22 protein-coding genes are annotated in these 17,954 nt (G+C 60.3%); 8 read left to right on the forward strand and 14 right to left on the reverse strand.

Annotation, left to right across the window (positions count from 1 at the left end):
* Positions 1 to 184: 184 nt before the first annotated feature.
* The 4 genes from FHT29_RS18425 to FHT29_RS18440 all read right to left on the reverse strand — a co-directional run bounded on the left by FHT29_RS18425 (position 185) and on the right by FHT29_RS18440 (position 3,291).
* Positions 185 to 532: a hypothetical protein gene (locus tag FHT29_RS18425; protein ID WP_037200779.1), complete on the reverse strand. Its 348-nt coding sequence runs from the start codon at positions 530 to 532 to the stop codon at positions 185 to 187.
* Between the two features lie 76 nt (positions 533 to 608).
* Complete coding sequence (locus FHT29_RS18430) at positions 609 to 1,280, reverse strand: porin family protein (RefSeq protein WP_037200780.1); 672 nt, start codon at positions 1,278 to 1,280, stop codon at positions 609 to 611.
* A 309-nt stretch (positions 1,281 to 1,589) separates the two neighbouring features.
* Positions 1,590 to 2,288 (reverse strand): L,D-transpeptidase, encoded by a 699-nt coding sequence (locus FHT29_RS18435; RefSeq protein WP_047560778.1) that lies wholly within the window; start codon positions 2,286 to 2,288, stop codon positions 1,590 to 1,592.
* Positions 2,289 to 2,517: 229 nt separating this feature from the next.
* Positions 2,518 to 3,291, reverse strand: coding sequence for a L,D-transpeptidase (locus tag FHT29_RS18440; protein ID WP_037200784.1), 774 nt, complete (start codon positions 3,289 to 3,291; stop codon positions 2,518 to 2,520).
* A 302-nt stretch (positions 3,292 to 3,593) separates the two neighbouring features.
* Here FHT29_RS18440 and FHT29_RS18445 point away from each other — a divergent pair, with 302 nt between their 5' ends.
* Together FHT29_RS18445 and FHT29_RS18450 are read left to right on the forward strand one after the other, a co-directional pair.
* Positions 3,594 to 4,223, forward strand: a complete 630-nt coding sequence (locus FHT29_RS18445; protein WP_037200786.1) for a DNA-3-methyladenine glycosylase I — start codon at positions 3,594 to 3,596, stop codon at positions 4,221 to 4,223.
* Positions 4,220 to 4,747, forward strand: coding sequence for a hypothetical protein (locus FHT29_RS18450; protein ID WP_047560781.1), 528 nt, complete (start codon positions 4,220 to 4,222; stop codon positions 4,745 to 4,747). Before FHT29_RS18445 ends, FHT29_RS18450 begins: the two co-directional genes overlap by 4 nt.
* Before the next feature lie 3 nt (positions 4,748 to 4,750).
* Here the strand turns inward: FHT29_RS18450 and FHT29_RS18455 are convergent, their stop codons facing one another.
* Positions 4,751 to 5,455, reverse strand: coding sequence for an HAD family hydrolase (locus FHT29_RS18455; RefSeq protein WP_047560784.1), 705 nt, complete (start codon positions 5,453 to 5,455; stop codon positions 4,751 to 4,753).
* 305 nt (positions 5,456 to 5,760) lie between these two features.
* Here FHT29_RS18455 and FHT29_RS18460 point away from each other — a divergent pair, with 305 nt between their 5' ends.
* On the forward strand, positions 5,761 to 6,810 hold the full coding sequence (locus FHT29_RS18460) for an aldo/keto reductase (RefSeq protein WP_047560787.1): 1,050 nt from the start codon (positions 5,761 to 5,763) through the stop codon (positions 6,808 to 6,810).
* Positions 6,811 to 6,950: 140 nt separating this feature from the next.
* On the opposite strand, the gene FHT29_RS18465 is transcribed toward FHT29_RS18460, so the two are convergent.
* Entirely contained in the window at positions 6,951 to 7,247 is a 297-nt protein-coding gene (locus FHT29_RS18465; protein ID WP_047560790.1) for a YciI family protein, read from the reverse strand.
* An 85-nt stretch (positions 7,248 to 7,332) separates the two neighbouring features.
* Here FHT29_RS18465 and FHT29_RS18470 point away from each other — a divergent pair, with 85 nt between their 5' ends.
* Complete coding sequence (locus FHT29_RS18470) at positions 7,333 to 8,223, forward strand: LysR family transcriptional regulator (RefSeq protein ID WP_246703054.1); 891 nt, start codon at positions 7,333 to 7,335, stop codon at positions 8,221 to 8,223.
* A 46-nt stretch (positions 8,224 to 8,269) separates the two neighbouring features.
* Here FHT29_RS18470 and FHT29_RS18475 read toward each other — a convergent pair whose 3' ends face one another.
* From FHT29_RS18475 to FHT29_RS18485, 3 genes are all read right to left on the reverse strand, one after another.
* Entirely contained in the window at positions 8,270 to 8,638 is a 369-nt protein-coding gene (locus FHT29_RS18475) for a DUF305 domain-containing protein (protein WP_047560794.1), read from the reverse strand.
* A 75-nt stretch (positions 8,639 to 8,713) separates the two neighbouring features.
* A complete protein-coding gene (locus FHT29_RS18480) occupies positions 8,714 to 9,085 on the reverse strand; it encodes a hypothetical protein (protein WP_047560797.1) in 372 nt (123 codons plus the stop codon).
* 69 nt (positions 9,086 to 9,154) lie between these two features.
* A complete protein-coding gene (locus FHT29_RS18485) occupies positions 9,155 to 9,682 on the reverse strand; it encodes a 2'-5' RNA ligase family protein (protein WP_047560800.1) in 528 nt (175 codons plus the stop codon).
* Positions 9,683 to 9,807: 125 nt separating this feature from the next.
* Between FHT29_RS18485 and hisS the strand changes: the two genes are divergently transcribed.
* From hisS to hisG, 3 genes are read left to right on the forward strand one after another with little or no spacing between them, the layout of a single operon-like run.
* Complete coding sequence (gene hisS / locus FHT29_RS18490; RefSeq protein WP_047560803.1) at positions 9,808 to 11,322, forward strand: histidine--tRNA ligase; 1,515 nt, start codon at positions 9,808 to 9,810, stop codon at positions 11,320 to 11,322.
* On the forward strand, positions 11,322 to 12,440 hold the full coding sequence (locus tag FHT29_RS18495; protein ID WP_037200806.1) for an ATP phosphoribosyltransferase regulatory subunit: 1,119 nt from the start codon (positions 11,322 to 11,324) through the stop codon (positions 12,438 to 12,440). Before hisS ends, FHT29_RS18495 begins: the two co-directional genes overlap by 1 nt.
* Complete coding sequence (gene hisG / locus FHT29_RS18500) at positions 12,440 to 13,135, forward strand: ATP phosphoribosyltransferase (RefSeq protein WP_037200809.1); 696 nt, start codon at positions 12,440 to 12,442, stop codon at positions 13,133 to 13,135. Before FHT29_RS18495 ends, hisG begins: the two co-directional genes overlap by 1 nt.
* A gap of 79 nt (positions 13,136 to 13,214) precedes the next feature.
* Here the strand turns inward: hisG and FHT29_RS18505 are convergent, their stop codons facing one another.
* Entirely contained in the window at positions 13,215 to 13,658 is a 444-nt protein-coding gene (locus FHT29_RS18505) for a DoxX family protein (RefSeq protein ID WP_037200811.1), read from the reverse strand.
* 212 nt (positions 13,659 to 13,870) lie between these two features.
* Between FHT29_RS18505 and FHT29_RS18510 the strand changes: the two genes are divergently transcribed.
* The gene (locus FHT29_RS18510) at positions 13,871 to 14,578 is read left to right on the forward strand and encodes a glutathione binding-like protein (protein WP_047560810.1); all 708 of its coding nucleotides are present in this window, start codon (positions 13,871 to 13,873) and stop codon (positions 14,576 to 14,578) included.
* 376 nt (positions 14,579 to 14,954) lie between these two features.
* On the opposite strand, the gene FHT29_RS18515 is transcribed toward FHT29_RS18510, so the two are convergent.
* The 4 genes from FHT29_RS18515 to groES all read right to left on the reverse strand — a co-directional run bounded on the left by FHT29_RS18515 (position 14,955) and on the right by groES (position 17,892).
* On the reverse strand, positions 14,955 to 15,401 hold the full coding sequence (locus FHT29_RS18515; RefSeq protein ID WP_047560914.1) for a hypothetical protein: 447 nt from the start codon (positions 15,399 to 15,401) through the stop codon (positions 14,955 to 14,957).
* 170 nt (positions 15,402 to 15,571) lie between these two features.
* Complete coding sequence (locus FHT29_RS18520; protein WP_131512195.1) at positions 15,572 to 15,763, reverse strand: hypothetical protein; 192 nt, start codon at positions 15,761 to 15,763, stop codon at positions 15,572 to 15,574.
* A gap of 118 nt (positions 15,764 to 15,881) precedes the next feature.
* Positions 15,882 to 17,519, reverse strand: coding sequence for a chaperonin GroEL (gene groL / locus FHT29_RS18525; RefSeq protein WP_037200815.1), 1,638 nt, complete (start codon positions 17,517 to 17,519; stop codon positions 15,882 to 15,884).
* A 76-nt stretch (positions 17,520 to 17,595) separates the two neighbouring features.
* A complete protein-coding gene (gene groES / locus FHT29_RS18530) occupies positions 17,596 to 17,892 on the reverse strand; it encodes a co-chaperone GroES (RefSeq protein ID WP_034508496.1) in 297 nt (98 codons plus the stop codon).
* Positions 17,893 to 17,954: the final 62 nt, after the last annotated feature.

Genomic DNA, 17,954 nt, shown 5'->3' on the forward strand with positions numbered 1-17,954 from the left:
CGATACGACAAACGCGACGACAACTTCCTCGCATCCGTCCAGCTAGCCTCAATTCGAATTTGGCTCCGATCTTATGAGGCGGTCACCTAGAGCAACTCCAGGAAAAGTGCGCAGCGGTTTTCCGTCCGAAAGTGCGTAAAACAACATAGAGCGGTTAAGCGATTCCGTGAAGTGCGCAAGCGCTCTAATGTAATTTGTCCGGCGGGGTCGGGCGGTATGTTTGCCATTCGATCTCGAATTTATCAGCAGCGATCTGCGTCATGCTGATGCGCTCCTGCCCTTCCTCGAAGAAGATGCCGTCTACGAGATCCGCAACGCCGTCGTAAAACGAGCCTTCCACCAGGCTGGTGATGCGCCGCATGTCGTGCTCGCGCGCGGAAAAATCGGCAACCGACATGCATTGCCGGCGACCGTCAGCGAATACGTCGATCAGCCGCGGAACGTCGCCGGCGACATCGACCTCGTAGTAGACGACGACCGGCTCCTCGCTTTCCGGATGGATCCAGTCACACCGATAATAAGAAAAGCTCATGCTCTATTGCATAGCACAAAATCCCCTAAGCCTGAACCGGTTTAGGGGATCCGTCGCTAGCCCAGCCAAAATATTTCTAGAAGCTGAACGAGACACCGAAGTTGAGGGCGTGGGTGAAGACCCTGGTCTTCAGCGTGTCGCCGCTGTCGATCGAGACATTGTCCACGAAATTGTAGTTGCCCTTGTATTCGACGAAGGTCGACCAGCGCTTGCTGAACTGGTAGCTGACACCGGCCTGCGCCTGCAGCGACGCGCCGCCGAATTCGTAATCGAAGGTGCGGCCGGACGAGCGCGTCACTTCGACATGCGGCACGTTGATGCCGGCGCCGAGGCCGACATAGGGCGTCCACTTGCGGGTCGGATCCTGGAAGCGATAGAGCGCGTTCAGCGTCAGCATGTTCAGGCCGTCGGTGAACTCGAAATGTGACCAGCCGGGCGTATTGCCGAGATCGCCGTAAACCTTCGCATGGGTGTAGTCGAGCGACACGCCCCAGTTCGACTTGTCGAATTCGTCAAGCCACCAGATGCCGCGGAAGCCGAAATAGGGCGGCATCTTGAAGGATTTTCCCGACCAGTTGGGGTCGAAATCGGCGCCGTCCGATGTCTTCACATTGCTGCCGGTGGCACCCTGGAAGCCGCCATAAGCTGAAAACTGCATTTCCGCCGAGGCAGAGTTGGCGGCGAATAGGAATGCTGAAATCGCAAGCGCGGCGACAGCCGGCTGCTTGATGCGAAATGCGCGATGCATATGAAATCCCCGGATGGCAAATTGATGCTATCTAAACGCGCTTCCATGACAGTTCTATTGCACACACTGGTAACTGGATGTGGCTTAGGCGGGAAAACTGACACGAAACTGAATATAAGCGGCCATTTTCCGGCAGTCAGTCCCGATAAGTTCGAGGATGTAACAACAACGCAACAGTGGGCTTCGCCGTACCGGTACGAAACAGAAACGGAGCCGTGTTCCAAGGCGACACGAGCGCCCTGAGCCTGTCCATGGCTCAGGGCGCTCGTGATTCAGGCTTGAGTGTGAGTCGCGAACGGGATCAGCCGGTCAGCCGCCGAAGATCGTCCTCAGCACGTCGACACCGCGATCCTGATAGCTGACCTCGCCCTGCTTGTTACCGGGCCCGACGACGATGACCTTGGTGCCGATCGGCACCCGATCGTAGAGATCCGTCACATCCTTGTTCATCATGCGGATGCAGCCGGAGGACATGTTCAGGCCGATGCTCCAGGGCTGATTGGTGCCGTGGATGCGAAAGGCTGTGTCGTTGCCGTTGCGATAGAGATACATGGCGCGTGCGCCGAGCGGATTGTCCTCGCCACCTTCCTGGAAGGCTGGCAGCTTGTGGCCCTTCTTGGCTTCGCGGACACGCATTTCCGGCGGCGGCGTCCAGCCCGGCCATTCCGCCTTGCGGCCAACCTTGACGACGCCCGACCATCCGAAGCCGTCGCGGCCAACGCCGATGCCGTAGCGTCGCGCGCGGTTGTCGCCTTCGACGAGATAGAGATACTTGTTGTTGGTATCGATGATAATGGTGCCCGGCTGCTCGTTGGTCGCCAGCCTGACCAACCGCCGCTGGAACTGTGGCTTGACCTGGCCCCGCGGCTCCATCGCCACCCGGATCACATCGCTGCGCGTGGCCGGCGCCGCATAGGGTGCGGAAGCGCTGAAAGCCGCGGCGTTCGATGCCGCAAGAAGACACGCCGTAACGACGCCTGCCGCCACGACGGATAGTGCTGGTTTCATATGTCATTCCCCTCGCTGAATTCAGCAAGAAACTACCGAAACCTGCGAGGGGATCAAGATCAAAATGTCCGATGCAAAGATTGGCCTCAAAGGAGCGCCATCTCTTCTGTCGTCCGGTCGGCTATAGTCGGGGCTGTAGTGTGTGGGAGGATAACGCTGGCGCGGCGAACCCCGAGGCTCCTTCGATCGGGAGCGAGATCGCCGCGCATTCCCCAGAGTGATCTGCAGATCACATTACGATAACGCGGGTTCCGACCTTCACCCGGTTATAGAGGTCGATGACATCCTCGTTTCGCAGACGGATGCAGCCTGACGAGACGGCGTTGCCGATCGTCCAGGGCGCGTTGGTGCCGTGGATGCGATAAAGGGTTGAGCCGAGATACATGGCGCGCGCGCCGAGCGGATTGCCTTCGCCGCCTTCCATGTGTGCCGGCAGATAGTGCCCCTTTGCAGCTTCCCGTGCCACCATTTCGGACGGCGGGTTCCAGTCCGGCCATTCCTGCTTGCGGGTGACGGTGTGGGCGCCGGCCCATTCGAAGCCGGGCTTGCCGACGCCGACGCCATAGCGCCGTGCCTTGCCGTCTTCCATCACCAGGTAAAGGAAGCGGTTGTTGGTGTCGATGACGATGCTGCCGGGCTTTTCCTTGGTCTGGTAATCGACGACCTGCGGCAGGAATTGCGGATCGATCTGGCCGCGGATTGCCGGATATTGCGGGCGGGCCATGGCGACCTGTTGCACGACGGGACGCGAGAACAGCCCACGCGGCTGCACGACCTGGCGAACCTGCGGATTGACCTGCTGTTCGGCGGCACGCCGCGCCATCGGTCGAACTGGGTAGACGACCGGCTGGACGCCGTTGCCGCCGAGCTGCATCACCCAGGGAGCGGTCAGATCGGGACTGACGATCACAGGCGGGCGCGACTGGTAGCGATCGTCTGCGAGGGCGGTTGAGGCAACCAGGCTCAAGGCGCCGGCAGCACATAGAATGGCGTGTTTCATCATCGGACAAACTCTCTACACATGGGCCGAGGATGGGCGCGACAGCGCCCGGTCACGACTATGGTGCCACCTGCGCGCGAGCGAATGGTAAACATCTATTCATCAAAATGCCGGAAAGCCGATAAAGCTTTGTCAGGGTTACCGCCTGGTTTGGAAATATGGTTTGCAAGTGGTAAATCTGGAATCGGAATGCGCGATCGCCGAAATGCGTCTATGATTTTAAGCGTTTGATTGATCTGATTTTATCCGATAGTTGCTTACCGGTTTCCGGTGGTGCCCGCTGAATTGGGAGACGAATCGCAAAAATGACCGAAACGGGCATCATCACCGGCGAGGACGGCAAGGACCGCTGCTTCTGGCACGGCAATCTGCCGGAATATCTGCGCTATCACGACGAGGAATGGGGGCGCCCGGTCGTAAACGACATCAGGCTGTTCGAGAAGATCTGCCTGGAGGGCTTTCAATCCGGCCTCTCCTGGCTGACGATCCTGCGCAAGCGCGAGAACTTTCGTGCCGCTTTTGCCGGTTTCGATTTCGAGAAGGTTGCCCGGTTCGAAGAGGCAGATATCGAACGCTGCCTTGGTGACGCGGGCATCATCCGCCATCGCGGCAAGATCGTCTCCACCATCAACAATGCCCGCCGCGCCATTGAGCTGCGCGGGGAATTCGGATCGCTCGCCCGCTATTTCTGGAGCCATGAGCCCGGCACTGCGGAGCGCCCCGATGTCTTCGACTTTGCGCACCTTCGCGCCAACCCGACGACACCTGCTTCCGTGCGGATTTCGAAGGATCTGAAGAAGCGCGGCTGGACTTTCGTCGGCCCAACGACAGTTTACGCTTTCATGCAGGCCATGGGCCTCGTCAACGATCACATAGAGGGTTGCTTTTGCCGGAAAGAGGTGGAGGCGATGCGCCGCGCATTGGTGCGGCCATGAAAGGTCTGGCCGTTGGTCTTTCGCTGTCCGTCTTCGCGCTCCTTGACGGCCGGGTCGTCTATGCGGAGGATACGCAGCAGCAGTTGCAACTGCCGCAGCTCGATCGGGGAGAGACGATCGAGAAGATCGGCCTGCCTGCCGTGCTCGAGAAATTGACGGGCTGGACGAAGTTCGGCAAGGGCAAGGTCTACATGCTGGCGCTCAAGAAGGGCCAGCATGTGCGGATCACCTTCAGTTCGAAGAGCCCATACACCTATATGGCGATTTTCGATCTGTCCTCGAACGATGACGAATCCTTCTTCGGCACGGACGAGGACGGCAACACCGCTGATGTCACAGTCAACGAGGATACCACCTGGCTGATCAAGCCCTATTATTCTCGCGTCACGCGTCGTCGCGGTCTCGGCGCGCCCTATGAAATCCTCATCGATCCCAATCCGCCGGCCGCGCAGCAACCGCCCGCCGATCAGCGGAAGGATCAGGGACCGATGCTTTTCCCGCCGCGTTCCAAGCAGGGGCAGTAGGGCTCAGGACAGCCCTTCGATTACGCTTGCCAATTCTCCGAGATGACCGATCTTGCGGAAACGCGGGGCTTCCGTGGGCTCCTCGACATGTTCGAAGGCCCAGGTGAGTTCGTGCGGCACGAAGACCCCGTAGCTGCCGGCGGCAAGCGCCGGCACGATGTCGGATTTCAGCGAATTGCCGATCATCATCGCCCGCTCCGGTCCGTCGCCCACCTTGGAAAAGATGCGGCGATAGGTGGAGGCGTTCTTGTCCGAGACGATCTCGACCGCATCGAAAAGATCGCCCAAGCCGGACTGGGCGAGCTTGCGCTCCTGATCGAAGAGGTCGCCCTTGGTGATCAGCACCAGCAGATAGTTGCCGGACAGCGCTTCCAGCGTCTGGCGGACATGCGGCAGCGTTTCGACGGGATGGGCGAGAAGATCCCGGCCGATATCGAGGATCTCGGCGATGACGGTCGCCGGCACCTGGCCCTCCGTGATCTCGATCGCCGTCTCGATCATCGAGAGCGTGAAGCCTTTGATGCCGAAGCCGTAGTGGCGCAGATTGCGCTTCTCCGCCTCCAGCAGCCGCGCCGAAACACGGTCGCTGTCGGCATGGTCGGAGAGCAGATCGATGAACTGCTGTTCCGTCAGCCGGTAGAATTGTTCGTTCTGCCAGAGCGTGTCATCGGCATCGAAGCCGATCGTGGTCAGCGGGCGTTGCGTCATCGGTATTTCCGTTCTGCGCAGGGGATGAAGGTTGGAGTCTATCCTGCGCCGGACTGGAAGCAAGAGCGAGCAATGGTAACCGCATCGTGATCGATCGGAGGTCTCGCGTTGAAAGCCAATTCCGGTGCATTATGTCGTTGTTGTCTCGATTGCAACGGCGCCAGAGCCGAGCTTCGACGACTGTCTTCTGACCTCTCCACGGCGGCGCGGACAAGCGGCTGCCATGCCGGGGCCAATTATAGCCAAGAGATAAGAACTCACAGACTGGAAGTCTCTTCCGGCTGACCACAAGGGAATTTTCTCCTATGCGTTACAATCAACTCGGTAATACCGGCCTGTTCGTCTCCGAGCTTTGCTTGGGCACGATGACCTTCGGCGAAGCCAATCCCAACAGCACCTGGGGCTCGATCGCCGACGTCGACCAGGCGCTGGCCGACAAGATCGTCGAAAGCTCGCTCGCCGCCGGCATCAATTTCATCGATACCGCCGACGTCTATTCGCTCGGCAATTCCGAAAAGCTGCTCGGCCAATCCCTGAAGAACCTCGGTGTTCCCCGCAAGGATGTCGTCATCGCCACCAAGGTCTGTGGCGTCATGGGCGACAAGCCGAATGATCGCGGCGCATCGCGCGGCCATATCATGGACTCTGTGCAGGCAAGCCTCGACCGCCTGCAGACGGATCACATCGATCTCTACCAGATCCATGCGACGGACACAGTGACGCCGATCGAGGAGACGCTGCGGGCGATGGACGATCTCGTCTCGCGCGGTCTCGTCCGCTATGTCGGCGTTTCCAACTGGCAGGCCTGGCGCATCGCCAAGGCGCTCGGCCTGTCCGAACGCCGCGGCTTTGCCCGGTTCGAGACGGTTCAGGCCTATTATTCCATCGCCGGCCGCGATCTGGAGCGTGAAGTCGTGCCGCTGATGGCCGAGGAAAAGCTCGGCCTCATGGTCTGGTCGCCACTCGCGGGCGGCCTGCTATCCGGTAAGTATGGCCCGGGAGCCCCGGGCAATGGCGAGGGACGACGGGCGAGCTTCGACTTCCCGCCCGTTGACAAGGACCGTGCCTGGGCCTGCGTCGCTGCCATGCGCGAAGTGGCCGACAAACATGGCGCAAGCGTCGCCACCGTGGCGCTTGCCTGGATCCTGGCGAAGCCTTTCGTCACCAGCATTATCATCGGCGCCAAGCGTCTCGATCAGCTCGATCAGAATCTCGCCGCCGTCAAGCTTCAGCTTGATGCCGACGATATCGCCAAGCTCGACCAGGTCAGCGCGCTTGCGCCTGAATATCCCGGCTGGATGCTGGTCCGCCAGGGCGCCTTGCGCGTGCCCCAGCCCTTCGAACCGAAGGCTTGATTTATGCCGAGACCGAGCCGCCGTCTGAGGGACGGCGGCTCGCATGTCATCACAACTCGATGACGATCTTGCCGAAGGCACCGCGATCGAGATGATCGAAGGCGGCCGGAACCTCGCCGAAGCTATAGCAATGGTCGATCCTAGAGACGCCTGCCGTCTGCAAACACCCGGTTCCACGCCAGGATCTGCACCGATTTTCTGAGCCCGGCTGACCAGAAGGGATCTTTCTTCACCAGTCGGTCGACATCATCGGAACTCTCAGCTTCGACGAGCCATAGCCCGCCGGCAAAAGTGTCGTCTTCCCGGTTGAGCGGTCCCGCCGTCTTGATGGAGGCTGCGTTCTCCTCCAGAAAGGTGAAGTGGCGCCCCAGATATTCCTTGCGAATGGCGGCGGCATCTTGCCGTTCGTCTTCGAACAAAACCGCGAATAGTTTCATTATGGCCTCCTTGGCTGGATCTTCCCAGCCTATGACTGCAATAATGCGATTGCATGCGGTGAGTTTGCGGTAAGGGGCTGCAAAATTGCACGATATCGATTGGAATGACCTGCGCTATGTCCTTGCTCTGGCCCGCGGCCGCTCCTTCGCCGCGGCCGGAAGGGAACTCGGCACCGATGCGACGACCGTTGGCCGACGCCTGAGAATAGTGGAACGGCATCTCGGCGCGGCCCTGTTCCAGCGCGATGCAGGCGGCATGATGTTGCCGACGCCGACGGGCGAAATTGCTGTGGCGCGGGCCGAAGCGATCGAGGCGGAAGTCATAGCGCTGTCAGGGGCCTTGGAGGCCGCCGACCCCATGGCACTCGGCAGGGTGCGCCTGACGGCGCCGCCATCCTTCATCAATCGCCTGCTGATCCCGGCGGTACCCGGTCTCCTGTCGCAACATCCTGGCCTGCAATTCGAGCTCATCGGCGATGCCCGCAACTTCAACCTGACCCGGCGCGAGGCAGACATGGCGCTGCGGCTTGCAAGGCCGGCCGATATGGCGAACAGCAAGGTCGTGGCGCGACGCATCGCGACGCTGGACTATGCCGTCTATGTGGCGGAAGGGCAGCGGGATCAGGCGGAAAGCTTGCCCTGGATTGTTTATGAAGAGGCGATGGCGCATCTGCCGCACGCCCGCTGGATCGCAACCCAAGCGGAGAAGTCCGGCCGCGCCGGCGCTCTTGCGATCAATGATGCGGAATCCCTGCTCCAGGCCGCGATTGCTGGGCTGGGGCGCGCGCTCCTGCCAAGAGTCTTGGCCGAGGATGCCGACGGTCTCTGCCGCGTCGACAGCGAGGACGGAAGCCTGCCGGTGCGTGAGGTGTGGCTGCTGATCCATGCGGAGTTTCGCCAACTCGCCCGCATCCGCGCCGTTTCGGGCTGGCTGGACAAGGTATTCTACCGCCCACCCTCTCAACAGCCTGAATGACGGCAAGGGAGGCGGCGCTCGCGTGCCGCCTCCCGTTCTCGCGAAATTACTTGCCGTGTTTCTTCAGCCAGGCCTTCATCTCCTTGATCTCGGCTTCCTGCGCGGTGACGACGGCCTCCGCCAGTTTGCGCAGTTCGGGATCCTTGCCGTATTTCAACTCCACCTTGGCCATGTCGATCGCGCCTTGATGGTGCGGGATCATGCCGCGGACGAAATCCGCGTCGGCATCGCCGCTATAGGTGATCATCATGTCCTTGTGCATCTTGCCCATGGCATTATTGAAAGCCTTGCTGGAGGCGCCCTGGTCGCCCATCGGCTTGCTCATGTCCATGCCCGACATGTCGTCGGCAAGGGCGGGAAGGGTAAAGGCAAAGGCGAAAGCGCCGGCGAGGATAAGGGTTCTTGACATAGACATAGGCGTCCTTTCCATTTCTGGACGATATCTGAATGTGAGCGGAGAACCCGCTCTTGCGATGAAAACAGAGGGTCGTCAGGCGAAACGGGGCGGCGGCGCCGTCGGCTCCGGGCGTGAGCCGGCAAGACGTTGGCCGGGTGCCGGCACCGGATAGGAGAATGCATCCTGCCTGCTGTCGGCAGCCGCAAGCACTGGCGTCACGGCCAGGCAGGCCGCGCAGGACGGCACATGCGCCATGCCGCCGGCACAAGGATTTTCCGGCTTCCTGTCCTCGTGCTGAGCCATGTCGCCATGACCTGCCATGCCAGGCATATCGCCGTGCATGCTCATCGCGGATGCAGCCGGCATCGCCATCACGGAATCGCAGATAGGACAGTTCGCCAGCGCCGGCATGGCACCGTAGAACAGCCAGGCAATCAGCATCGTCAGGATCGCGAAGAAGCGCATGAGCAAGAACCTAGCTGCGCGTGCTTCGAAGGCAAGTGCAAATTGCAGCGGCGCGACATTGTGTGGCGGTCAGGGCAGCAGTTCGACCTGCTTAATGATTTCGACCGGAGGAAAACTGATGCAATCGACGGCATCGAAGGTCACGGTGAATCCCGAACGTTTTCTCGCCGCCCATTCCAGTGCTTGCTCCGCCGAAGCAGCCGGAATGCTCATGGCGATGGTGCAATGCGGCTGCCAATGGTCCGGGCGATAGTGCTCGTAGCAGAGAGCGGGATCGATGTCGTCATTGATAGCGCGATGCATTTGCCTCAGAACTCGATCGTCGGCGGGACGCGCCCATAGAACCAGCATCTCGTTGAGAAAATGGCCGATATCCGCAAATTCAATCGATATGGCCGACATATTGCCGAACACTCTTTCAGCCACCGCGAAGATATCCGCCTGCAAAACATCTTCGTAGATGGCGAAGGTCAGATGCGGAGGATAGTCCAGACGCGCCATTGACGGAATGGTTTCGAACCCGCTGGCCTCTCGCCAGAGATCCAAGACAGGAGCGGCGGTGGCATTCGAACATTTCAGAACGATCGCGTATGGCATGGCGTCTCTGTCTCGCTGTCCGGCTTTTGTCGGTTTTGTCGACCGCTAACATATAACAATCCTTGCCGCATTCCGCCCAATCCGCTAGTTAACCGCCACTGTTCCCGTACCGGATTACCCTACAGATGAGCGACAAGCAGAAGAAACCACAGAAGCTCAAGGCCCGCCTGCCGCGCGGCTTTGTCGATCGTTCGGCAAGCGATATCCGCGCCGTCAACGAGATGACCGCAAAGATCCGTAGCGTATACGAGCATTATGGTTTCGATCCCGTCGAGACGCCCCTGTTCGAATATACCGATGCGCTCGGCAAGTTCCTGCCCGACAGCGACCGGCCCAACGAAGGCGTGTTCTCGCTCCAGGACGATGACGAGCAATGGATGTCGCTGCGCTACGACCTGACGGCGCCTCTCGCTCGTCATGTCGCGGAGAACTTCAACGAGATCCAGCTTCCCTATCGCACCTATCGCGCCGGCTATGTCTTCCGCAATGAGAAGCCAGGCCCGGGCCGCTTCCGCCAGTTCATGCAGTTCGATGCCGACACCGTCGGCGCGCCGGGCGTACAGGCCGATGCCGAAATGTGCATGATGATGGCCGATACGCTGGAAGCCCTCGGCATCAAGCGCGGCGACTATGTGATCCGCGTCAACAACCGCAAGGTTCTGGATGGCGTGTTGGAAGCGATCGGCCTTGGCGGCGACGACAAGGCCGGCCAGCGGTTGAACGTATTGCGCGCCATCGACAAGCTCGACAAGTTCGGTCCCGAAGGCGTGGCACTGCTGCTCGGACCCGGCCGCAAGGACGAATCCGGCGATTTCACCAAGGGCGCCGGGCTCGATGTCGAGCAGATCGACAAGGTGCTCTTCTTTGTCGGCATCAAGGATTATGCCGAAAGCGCCGTCCAGCTCGCCGAGCTGGTCGCCGGCACCTCGAATGGCGGCGAGGGCGTCGAGGAGTTGAATTTCATCGGCAGCCTCGTCACCAGCGCCGGCTATCAGGCTGATCGTATCAAGATCGACCCCTCCGTCGTGCGCGGCCTCGAATATTACACCGGCCCGGTCTATGAGGCCGAGCTGCTGTTCGATGTCACCAACGAGAAGGGCGAAAAGGTCGTCTTCGGCTCGGTCGGCGGCGGCGGCCGTTATGACGGGCTCGTCTCGCGCTTCATGGGCCAGCCGGTGCCGGCCACGGGCTTCTCCATCGGCGTCTCCCGTCTGATGACGGCCCTGAAGAACCTAGGTAAGCTCGGCCAGGACGAGGTGATCGCTCCGGTCCTCGTCACCGTCATGGACGGCGATGTCGAGGCCATGGGCCGCTATCAGCGCTTTACGCAGCAGCTGCGTGCCGCCGGCATCCGCGCCGAGATGTTCCAGGGCAACTGGAAGAAGTTCGGCAATCAGCTGAAATATGCCGACCGCCGCGGCTGCCCGATCGCCATCATCCAGGGCGGCGATGAGCGCGCCCAGGGCGTCGTCCAGCTCAAAGACCTGATCGAGGGCAAGCGCCTCTCCGGCGAAATCGAGGACAATGCCAGCTGGCGCGAAGCCCGCGTCGCGCAGGATACTGTGCCGGAGGCAGAATTGGTCGCCAAGGTACAGGAAATACTGGCGGCACAGGCGGAAGACAGGAAGAGGGCGGGCTGATGGCCCTGATCAACCTTCCGGATTTTGCCGGTGACCTCCTTGCCGAATTTACCGGCCGCCGGACGGAGCGGGTCGACACGCCCATCATCCAGCCGGCCGAGCCGTTTCTCGACATGGCGGGCGAAGATCTTCGCCGCCGCATCTTCATGACCGAAAGCGAGACCGGCGCCAGCCTTTGCCTGCGTCCGGAATTCACCATTCCCGTGTGCCTGCGTCACATCGAAACCGCGACCGGCACGCCGAAGCGCTATTCCTATCTGGGTGAAATCTTTCGCCAGCGCCGCGAGGGCGGCCATGAATTCTATCAGGCTGGCATCGAAGATCTCGGCGACCGCGATACGGCAAGCGCCGATGCGCGCGCCATCGGCGATGCCATCGCCATCCTCAACCGCCTGGTCCCCGGCAAGGCATTGTCGGTGACGCTGGGCGACCAGGCCGTGTTCGAGGCGGTCGTCCAGGCGCTCGGTCTGCCCTCCGGCTGGCAGAAGCGGCTGATCCATGCCTTCGGCAACATGATGCAGCTCGAAACCCTGCTGGCGCGTCTGGCAAGCCCGCATCCGGTCACCGGGCTCGATCCGCATGCCCTCGATTTCCTCAATCGCGGCGACGAGCAGGGGCTGGTCATTCATATCGACAACACCATGCAGGCGACCGGCTATTCCACCAATGCCAGCCGCTCGCCACAGGAGATCGCTCGCCGTCTTCGCGAGAAGCTGGTTCTGTCGGAAACCCGTCTCGATAATGCCGCCTTCGGCGTGCTGGAAGAGTTTCTGTCGTTGAGCCTGCCGCTGGCGGACGCGTCTGCAGCGCTGGCCGGCTTTGCCGACGCGGCTGGCCTGAAGCTGGGCGCGGCGCTGGAAGGTTTCGATGCCCGTGTCGCGGCGCTCGCCAATGCCGGCGTGGATACATCGATGATCGAATATCGCGCCGCCTTCGGCCGCCCGCTCGACTATTATACCGGCCTCGTCTTCGAGGCGACGGTGGAGGGATCGACGGCGGTGCTCGCCGGCGGCGGCCGCTTCGACCGTTTGCTGACCCTGCTCGGTGCTAGGGATCATATCCCGGCCGTCGGCTTCGCGCTCTGGCTCGACCGCATCGAAACCGCGAGGGCAGCCTGATGACGATCACCATTGCGCTTCCCTCCAAGGGCCGGATGAAGGACGATTGCTCGGCGATCTTCGAACGCGCCGGCATGCCCATTGTCGCCGTCGGCAATGACCGCTCCTATCGCGGGCGCGTCGAGGGTTGGGAGGATGTCGAGATCGCCTTCCTGTCTGCCTCGGAAATCTCGCGTGAACTCGGCAATGGCAGCGTTGATTTCGGCGTCACCGGCGAGGACCTCGTGCGTGAGGGCATGGCGGAGGCGGATCGCCGCGTCGAATTCTCAGCCCGCCTCGGCTTCGGCCATGCCGATGTCGTGGTCGCCGTGCCTGACATCTGGCTCGATGTCGACACCATGGCCGATCTCGGCGATGTCGCCGCCGATTTCCGCGCCCGTCATGGCCGCAGGTTGACGGTCGCCACCAAATATTGGCGGCTGACGCAGCAGTTCTTCTCCAGCCAGCACGGCATCCAGCTCTATCGCATCGTCGAAAGCCTCGGCGCTACCGAGGGTGCGCCGGCCGCCGGCTCCGCCGATATCATCGTCGACATTACCTCCACCGGCTCGACGCTGAGGGCGAACCATCTCAAGGTTCTGTCTGATGGCGTCATCCTGCGCTCGGAGGCGTGCCTCGTTCGCGCCCGCAAGCAAAGCCACGAGGGCAACCCCATGGTTCAGCGCATCGTCGCGGCGGTGCGTGCCGCGCTCTGATTTTTTGGATATTCACGCATGAAAAAAGCCCGCCGGAGCGATCCGGCGGGCTTTTTTAGTCCTGGGAGATGCGCTGCAATCAAGCGGTGGCGTAAGCACCGCGGCGTGCGTCGAGCGAATAGACACCTGCGCCGTTGGTGGCGAGCATGATGTAGGCGCCGGCGAGCGTGACGTTCTTCAGGAAGTTGACGAAGTTCAGGCCGTTGATCCAGCCGTTGGCGGCAGCCGGAAAGTCCGGAACGTTGACGGTCGGCAGGTGGAAGATAACACCGGTGAACACGCAGAAGGCGGCGAGCAGCCAGCCGACGATGCGGACCTGGAAGCCGATGAGAACGCAAACACCCGTCACGAATTCGAAGGTGCCGGCGAGATAGGTGAGAAGCGTTGCGTAGGGCATGCCGGCGCCGGCGATCATGCCGGCGGTGCCTGCCGGATCGGTCAGCTTGCCGAAGCCGGCGAAGATGAACATGAAGGCGAGCAGGATGCGCGCCACGAGGATGACGATATTGTTGGTGTTGGACATGATAGTCTCCAATGAAAGCGGTTGGGTCGGTGGCGACAATTTCTGAAGACAGATATTCGTGATTTTTGGGAGATTGAAAAGATAAACAACTGCGCACAATTAGTTCACAATCAGTGAACAATGCTGACGCTCAGCACTCTTCCCATCGGCTCCGTATCGGTTATGGTGACGCAAATTCATCCGCCAAAATCATAATCTTGGAAGGAGCCCCCATGGCCGATCTGTCGTCTTTTCCAATCACGAAGCGCTGGCCCGCCAGTAATCCGGATATCATCCAGCTCTATTCGCTGCCGACGCCAAATGGCGTCAAGGTGTCGATCGCGCTCGAGGAACTGGGTCTGCCCTATGAGCCTCATCTGGTTTCCTTCGGCACCAACGACCAGAAGTCGCCGGAATTCGTGTCGCTGAATCCGAACGGTCGCATTCCCGCGATCATCGATCCCAATGGTCCGGACGGCAAGCCGATCGGCCTGTTCGAGTCCGGTGCGATCCTGGTCTATCTCGCCGAGAAGACCGGCAAGCTTATGCCCAAGGACGCGGCCGGCCGTTACGAGGTGTTGGAATGGGTCTTCTTCCAGATGGCCGGCATTGGTCCGATGTTCGGCCAGTTCGGCCACTTCTTCAAGTTTGCGGCTGATAAGGTCGCCAACAATCCCTATCCGGTCGAACGTTATCGCGACGAGGCCAAGCGTCTTTTAGGGGTTCTGGAAGAGCGCCTGAAGGGGCGCCAGTGGATCATGGGCGACGAATACACCATTGCCGACATCACGACGTTTCCGTGGGTTCGCGGCGTCGATGTGTTTTATGGCGGCCGGGATGTTCTCGAATTCGAGAGCTTCCCCTCGGTCATGAGCTGGCTGGAGCGCGCTCTTGCACGTCCGGCGAGCCAGCGCGGGTTGAACATTCCAAAGCGGGATTGATTGGCTCCGATCTCTTCGGGAGCAGGTCGGTCAGGTCCGTCTTTGTCGGCGTCTATGTGCCTGGCCTCTCACGCCAGCACGCTCCCCGTAGACGGCAGGGCAATTGCTTATGGGGCATGCCAGTGCCGTAAGCCCCTTTTCCCCGAGGGGAGAAGGGGTTGTGCGGCGACGATCTCATCTCATATGCGATTCCCCTGCCGTAGACGGGGCGAGGGGGTCGGTCCCGCGTTTGCGGCGGGATCTCACTCAGCAATGAAGGTGCCGATTTTAGAGGACGAGACTCCCTTTCCCTGCTTGCGGGGAGAGGGTTGGGGTGAGGGGCGGGCACGCAAGGGCGACGATGGTGAATTCACCTGACCATCATCGACAGTGGCTTCTACTGCCGGATGGCCAGCTGGCTGCCCGGCTCCAGCTTGAAGCGCGGAAACAGGAAGACGCCGACCAGGCTGCCGGCATGTTTTCCGTCGGCGGCGATGGATTCGCCGACGCAGAAGATTGGCTGGCGATGACCGCCGGTACCAAGGATCGTCGTTGAGTAGCAGAAGCAGGATGCAGCGGTAGCCCCTTGCTCGAAAATATCGAGGATGCGGATGCGATCATGCGCATCATAGCAATGCATCAGGCTCAAGAGACCGCATTCCGAGGAGCTCAGCCCGTGCAGCATGGTGCTCCACTGACCGAGCCGGATGATGCCGCTCGACAGGTCGCCCGTCCAACCTTCGGAAACACAAAACTGCGCCAGAAGATCGGGATCATGCCCCTCGAATTCCAGCGAGCCGGGAGCAAAGGGTGCGGAAAAATTGGCCTTGGCAATCTTGAACAATATGATCCTCACTTGAGCGCATGGTCCCCCGAGCGCGCTTCATTCGAATTCCGTCCATCTTCGGATGGAACGTCTCCCCCGCATGTCGCGCCTTCAGGAAAAGCAGAGCCGCATCTCCGCTGATTCCGTCTTTCGCCATGCTTTTCGGGTTGTCGATCCCGTCTATGAAGTCATTTCAAGTAATAAATCCGGACGCCATCATTCCATGATGTCATGATTGTACGCAGGCGCTGATTAATCGTGCCGAAAATAAGTAAAATTTGTGTGCATTGCAGCTTACCCTCTAAAATCGCTGCGCTGGGATTTATAGGGACTTTTTTGAAAACGGCAATGGGGCAGTTTGCGTAAATTTGCATGGCCATGAAACTTGCCGAACTTGCATCGAGACTGTTTCGGCACAAATGAAAAGGGCGACCCGAGGGCCGCCCTTCGTCAATTCCGGATGCCGGATTGAACAGTCATAATAAGGCTAAAGCCCTATCACATCATGTCCATTCCACCCATGCCGCCCATGCCGCCAGGCATAGCCGGAGCGTCCTTCTTCGGCAGTTCGGCGATCATGGCTTCGGTGGTGATCAGCAGCGAAGCAACAGAAGCTGCGTTCTGCAGAGCCGTGCGGACAACCTTGACCGGGTCGACGATGCCCATGGCGATCATGTCGCCATATTCAGATGTCTGAGCGTTGTAGCCGTAGTTGTCTTCGTTCTTGTCGAGAACCTTGCCGACAACGATCGAAGCTTCGTCACCAGCGTTTTCAGCGATCTGGCGAACCAACGCCTGCAGCGCACGACGAATGATGTTGACGCCGGCTTCCTGATCCTGGTTCTCACCCTTGGCGGTGATCTTCGTGGAGGAACGCAGGAGAGCGATACCACCGCCCGGTACGATGCCTTCCTGAACAGCAGCGCGCGTCGCGTTGAGAGCGTCGTCGATGCGGTCCTTCTTTTCCTTCACTTCAACTTCCGTCGAGCCGCCAACGCGGATCACGGCAACGCCGCCAGCGAGCTTGGCAAGACGTTCCTGCAGCTTTTCGCGGTCGTAATCGGAAGAGGTTTCTTCGATCTGAGCCTTGATCTGGGCAACGCGGCCTTCGATGTCGGACTTCTGGCCGGCGCCGTCGACGATCGTGGTGTTTTCCTTGGAGATCGAAACCTTCTTGGAACGGCCGAGCATGTCGAGGGTGACCGACTCGAGCTTGATGCCGAGGTCTTCGGAGATGACAGTGCCGCCCGTGAGGATGGCGATGTCTTCAAGCATGGCCTTGCGGCGATCGCCGAAGCCAGGAGCCTTGACGGCAGCGATCTTCAGACCGCCACGCAGCTTGTTGACGACGAGCGTTGCAAGAGCTTCGCCTTCGACGTCTTCAGCGATGATGAGGAGCGGCTTGCCGGTCTGAACGACGGCTTCGAGAACCGGGAGCATGGCCTGCAGGTTCGAGAGCTTCTTCTCGTGCAGCAGGATGAACGCGTCTTCGAGATCGGCGATCATCTTTTCCGGGTTGGTCACGAAGTAGGGGCTGAGGTAGCCACGGTCGAACTGCATGCCTTCGACGACTTCGAGTTCGGTTTCGGCGGTCTTGGCTTCTTCAACCGTGATGACGCCTTCGTTGCCGACCTTCTGCATGGCTTCAGCAATATCGAGACCGATCTGCTTTTCGCCGTTTGCCGAGATCGTGCCGACCTGTGCGACTTCTTCCGACGTGTTGATCTTCTTGGCCTTGGCCTGGAGATCCTTGACGACTTCTGAAACGGCGAGATCGATACCGCGCTTCAGGTCCATCGGGTTCATGCCGGCTGCAACTGCCTTGGCGCCTTCGCGAACGATGGCCTGGGCGAGAACGGTTGCAGTCGTCGTGCCGTCGCCTGCGATGTCGTTGGTCTTCGAAGCAACTTCGCGGACCATCTGGGCGCCCATGTTTTCGAACTTGTCTTCGAGTTCGATTTCCTTGGCGACCGTGACGCCGTCCTTGGTGATGCGCGGAGCGCCGAAGGACTTGTCGATAACGACGTTACGACCCTTCGGGCCGAGCGTTACCTTGACTGCGTCGGCGAGAATATCGACGCCACGAAGCATCTTTTCGCGGGCGCTGCGGCCGAATTTTACTTCTTTAGCTGCCATGTCTAAAAACTCCTGAATTCGCATTGTCCGGGTTTATGGCCCGTCAGCTGTATCGGAAAAGGGGAAACCGGCTGGATCAGCCGATGATGCCCATGATGTCGGCTTCCTTCATGATGAGAAGGTCTTCGCCGTCAAGCTTGACTTCGGTGCCCGACCACTTGCCGAACAGGATGCGGTCGCCGGCCTTGACGTCGAGCGGGACGATCTTGCCGGAGTCATCGCGAACGCCGGAGCCGACGGCGACGATTTCGCCTTCCTGCGGCTTTTCCTTGGCGGTATCGGGAATGATGATACCACCCTTGGTCTTTGCTTCGGACTCGACGCGACGAACGACGACGCGGTCATGAAGGGGGCGGAAATTGGTGCTTGCCATTGTCTAATCCCTCGATCAAATGACATTCACGGATCAGCGGGGGATCCGTATGGGCTGCGTTA

This window comes from Rhizobium sp. SG741 (genome assembly GCF_012275435.1).
Classification (GTDB): Bacteria; Pseudomonadota; Alphaproteobacteria; order Rhizobiales; family Rhizobiaceae; genus Rhizobium; species Rhizobium lusitanum.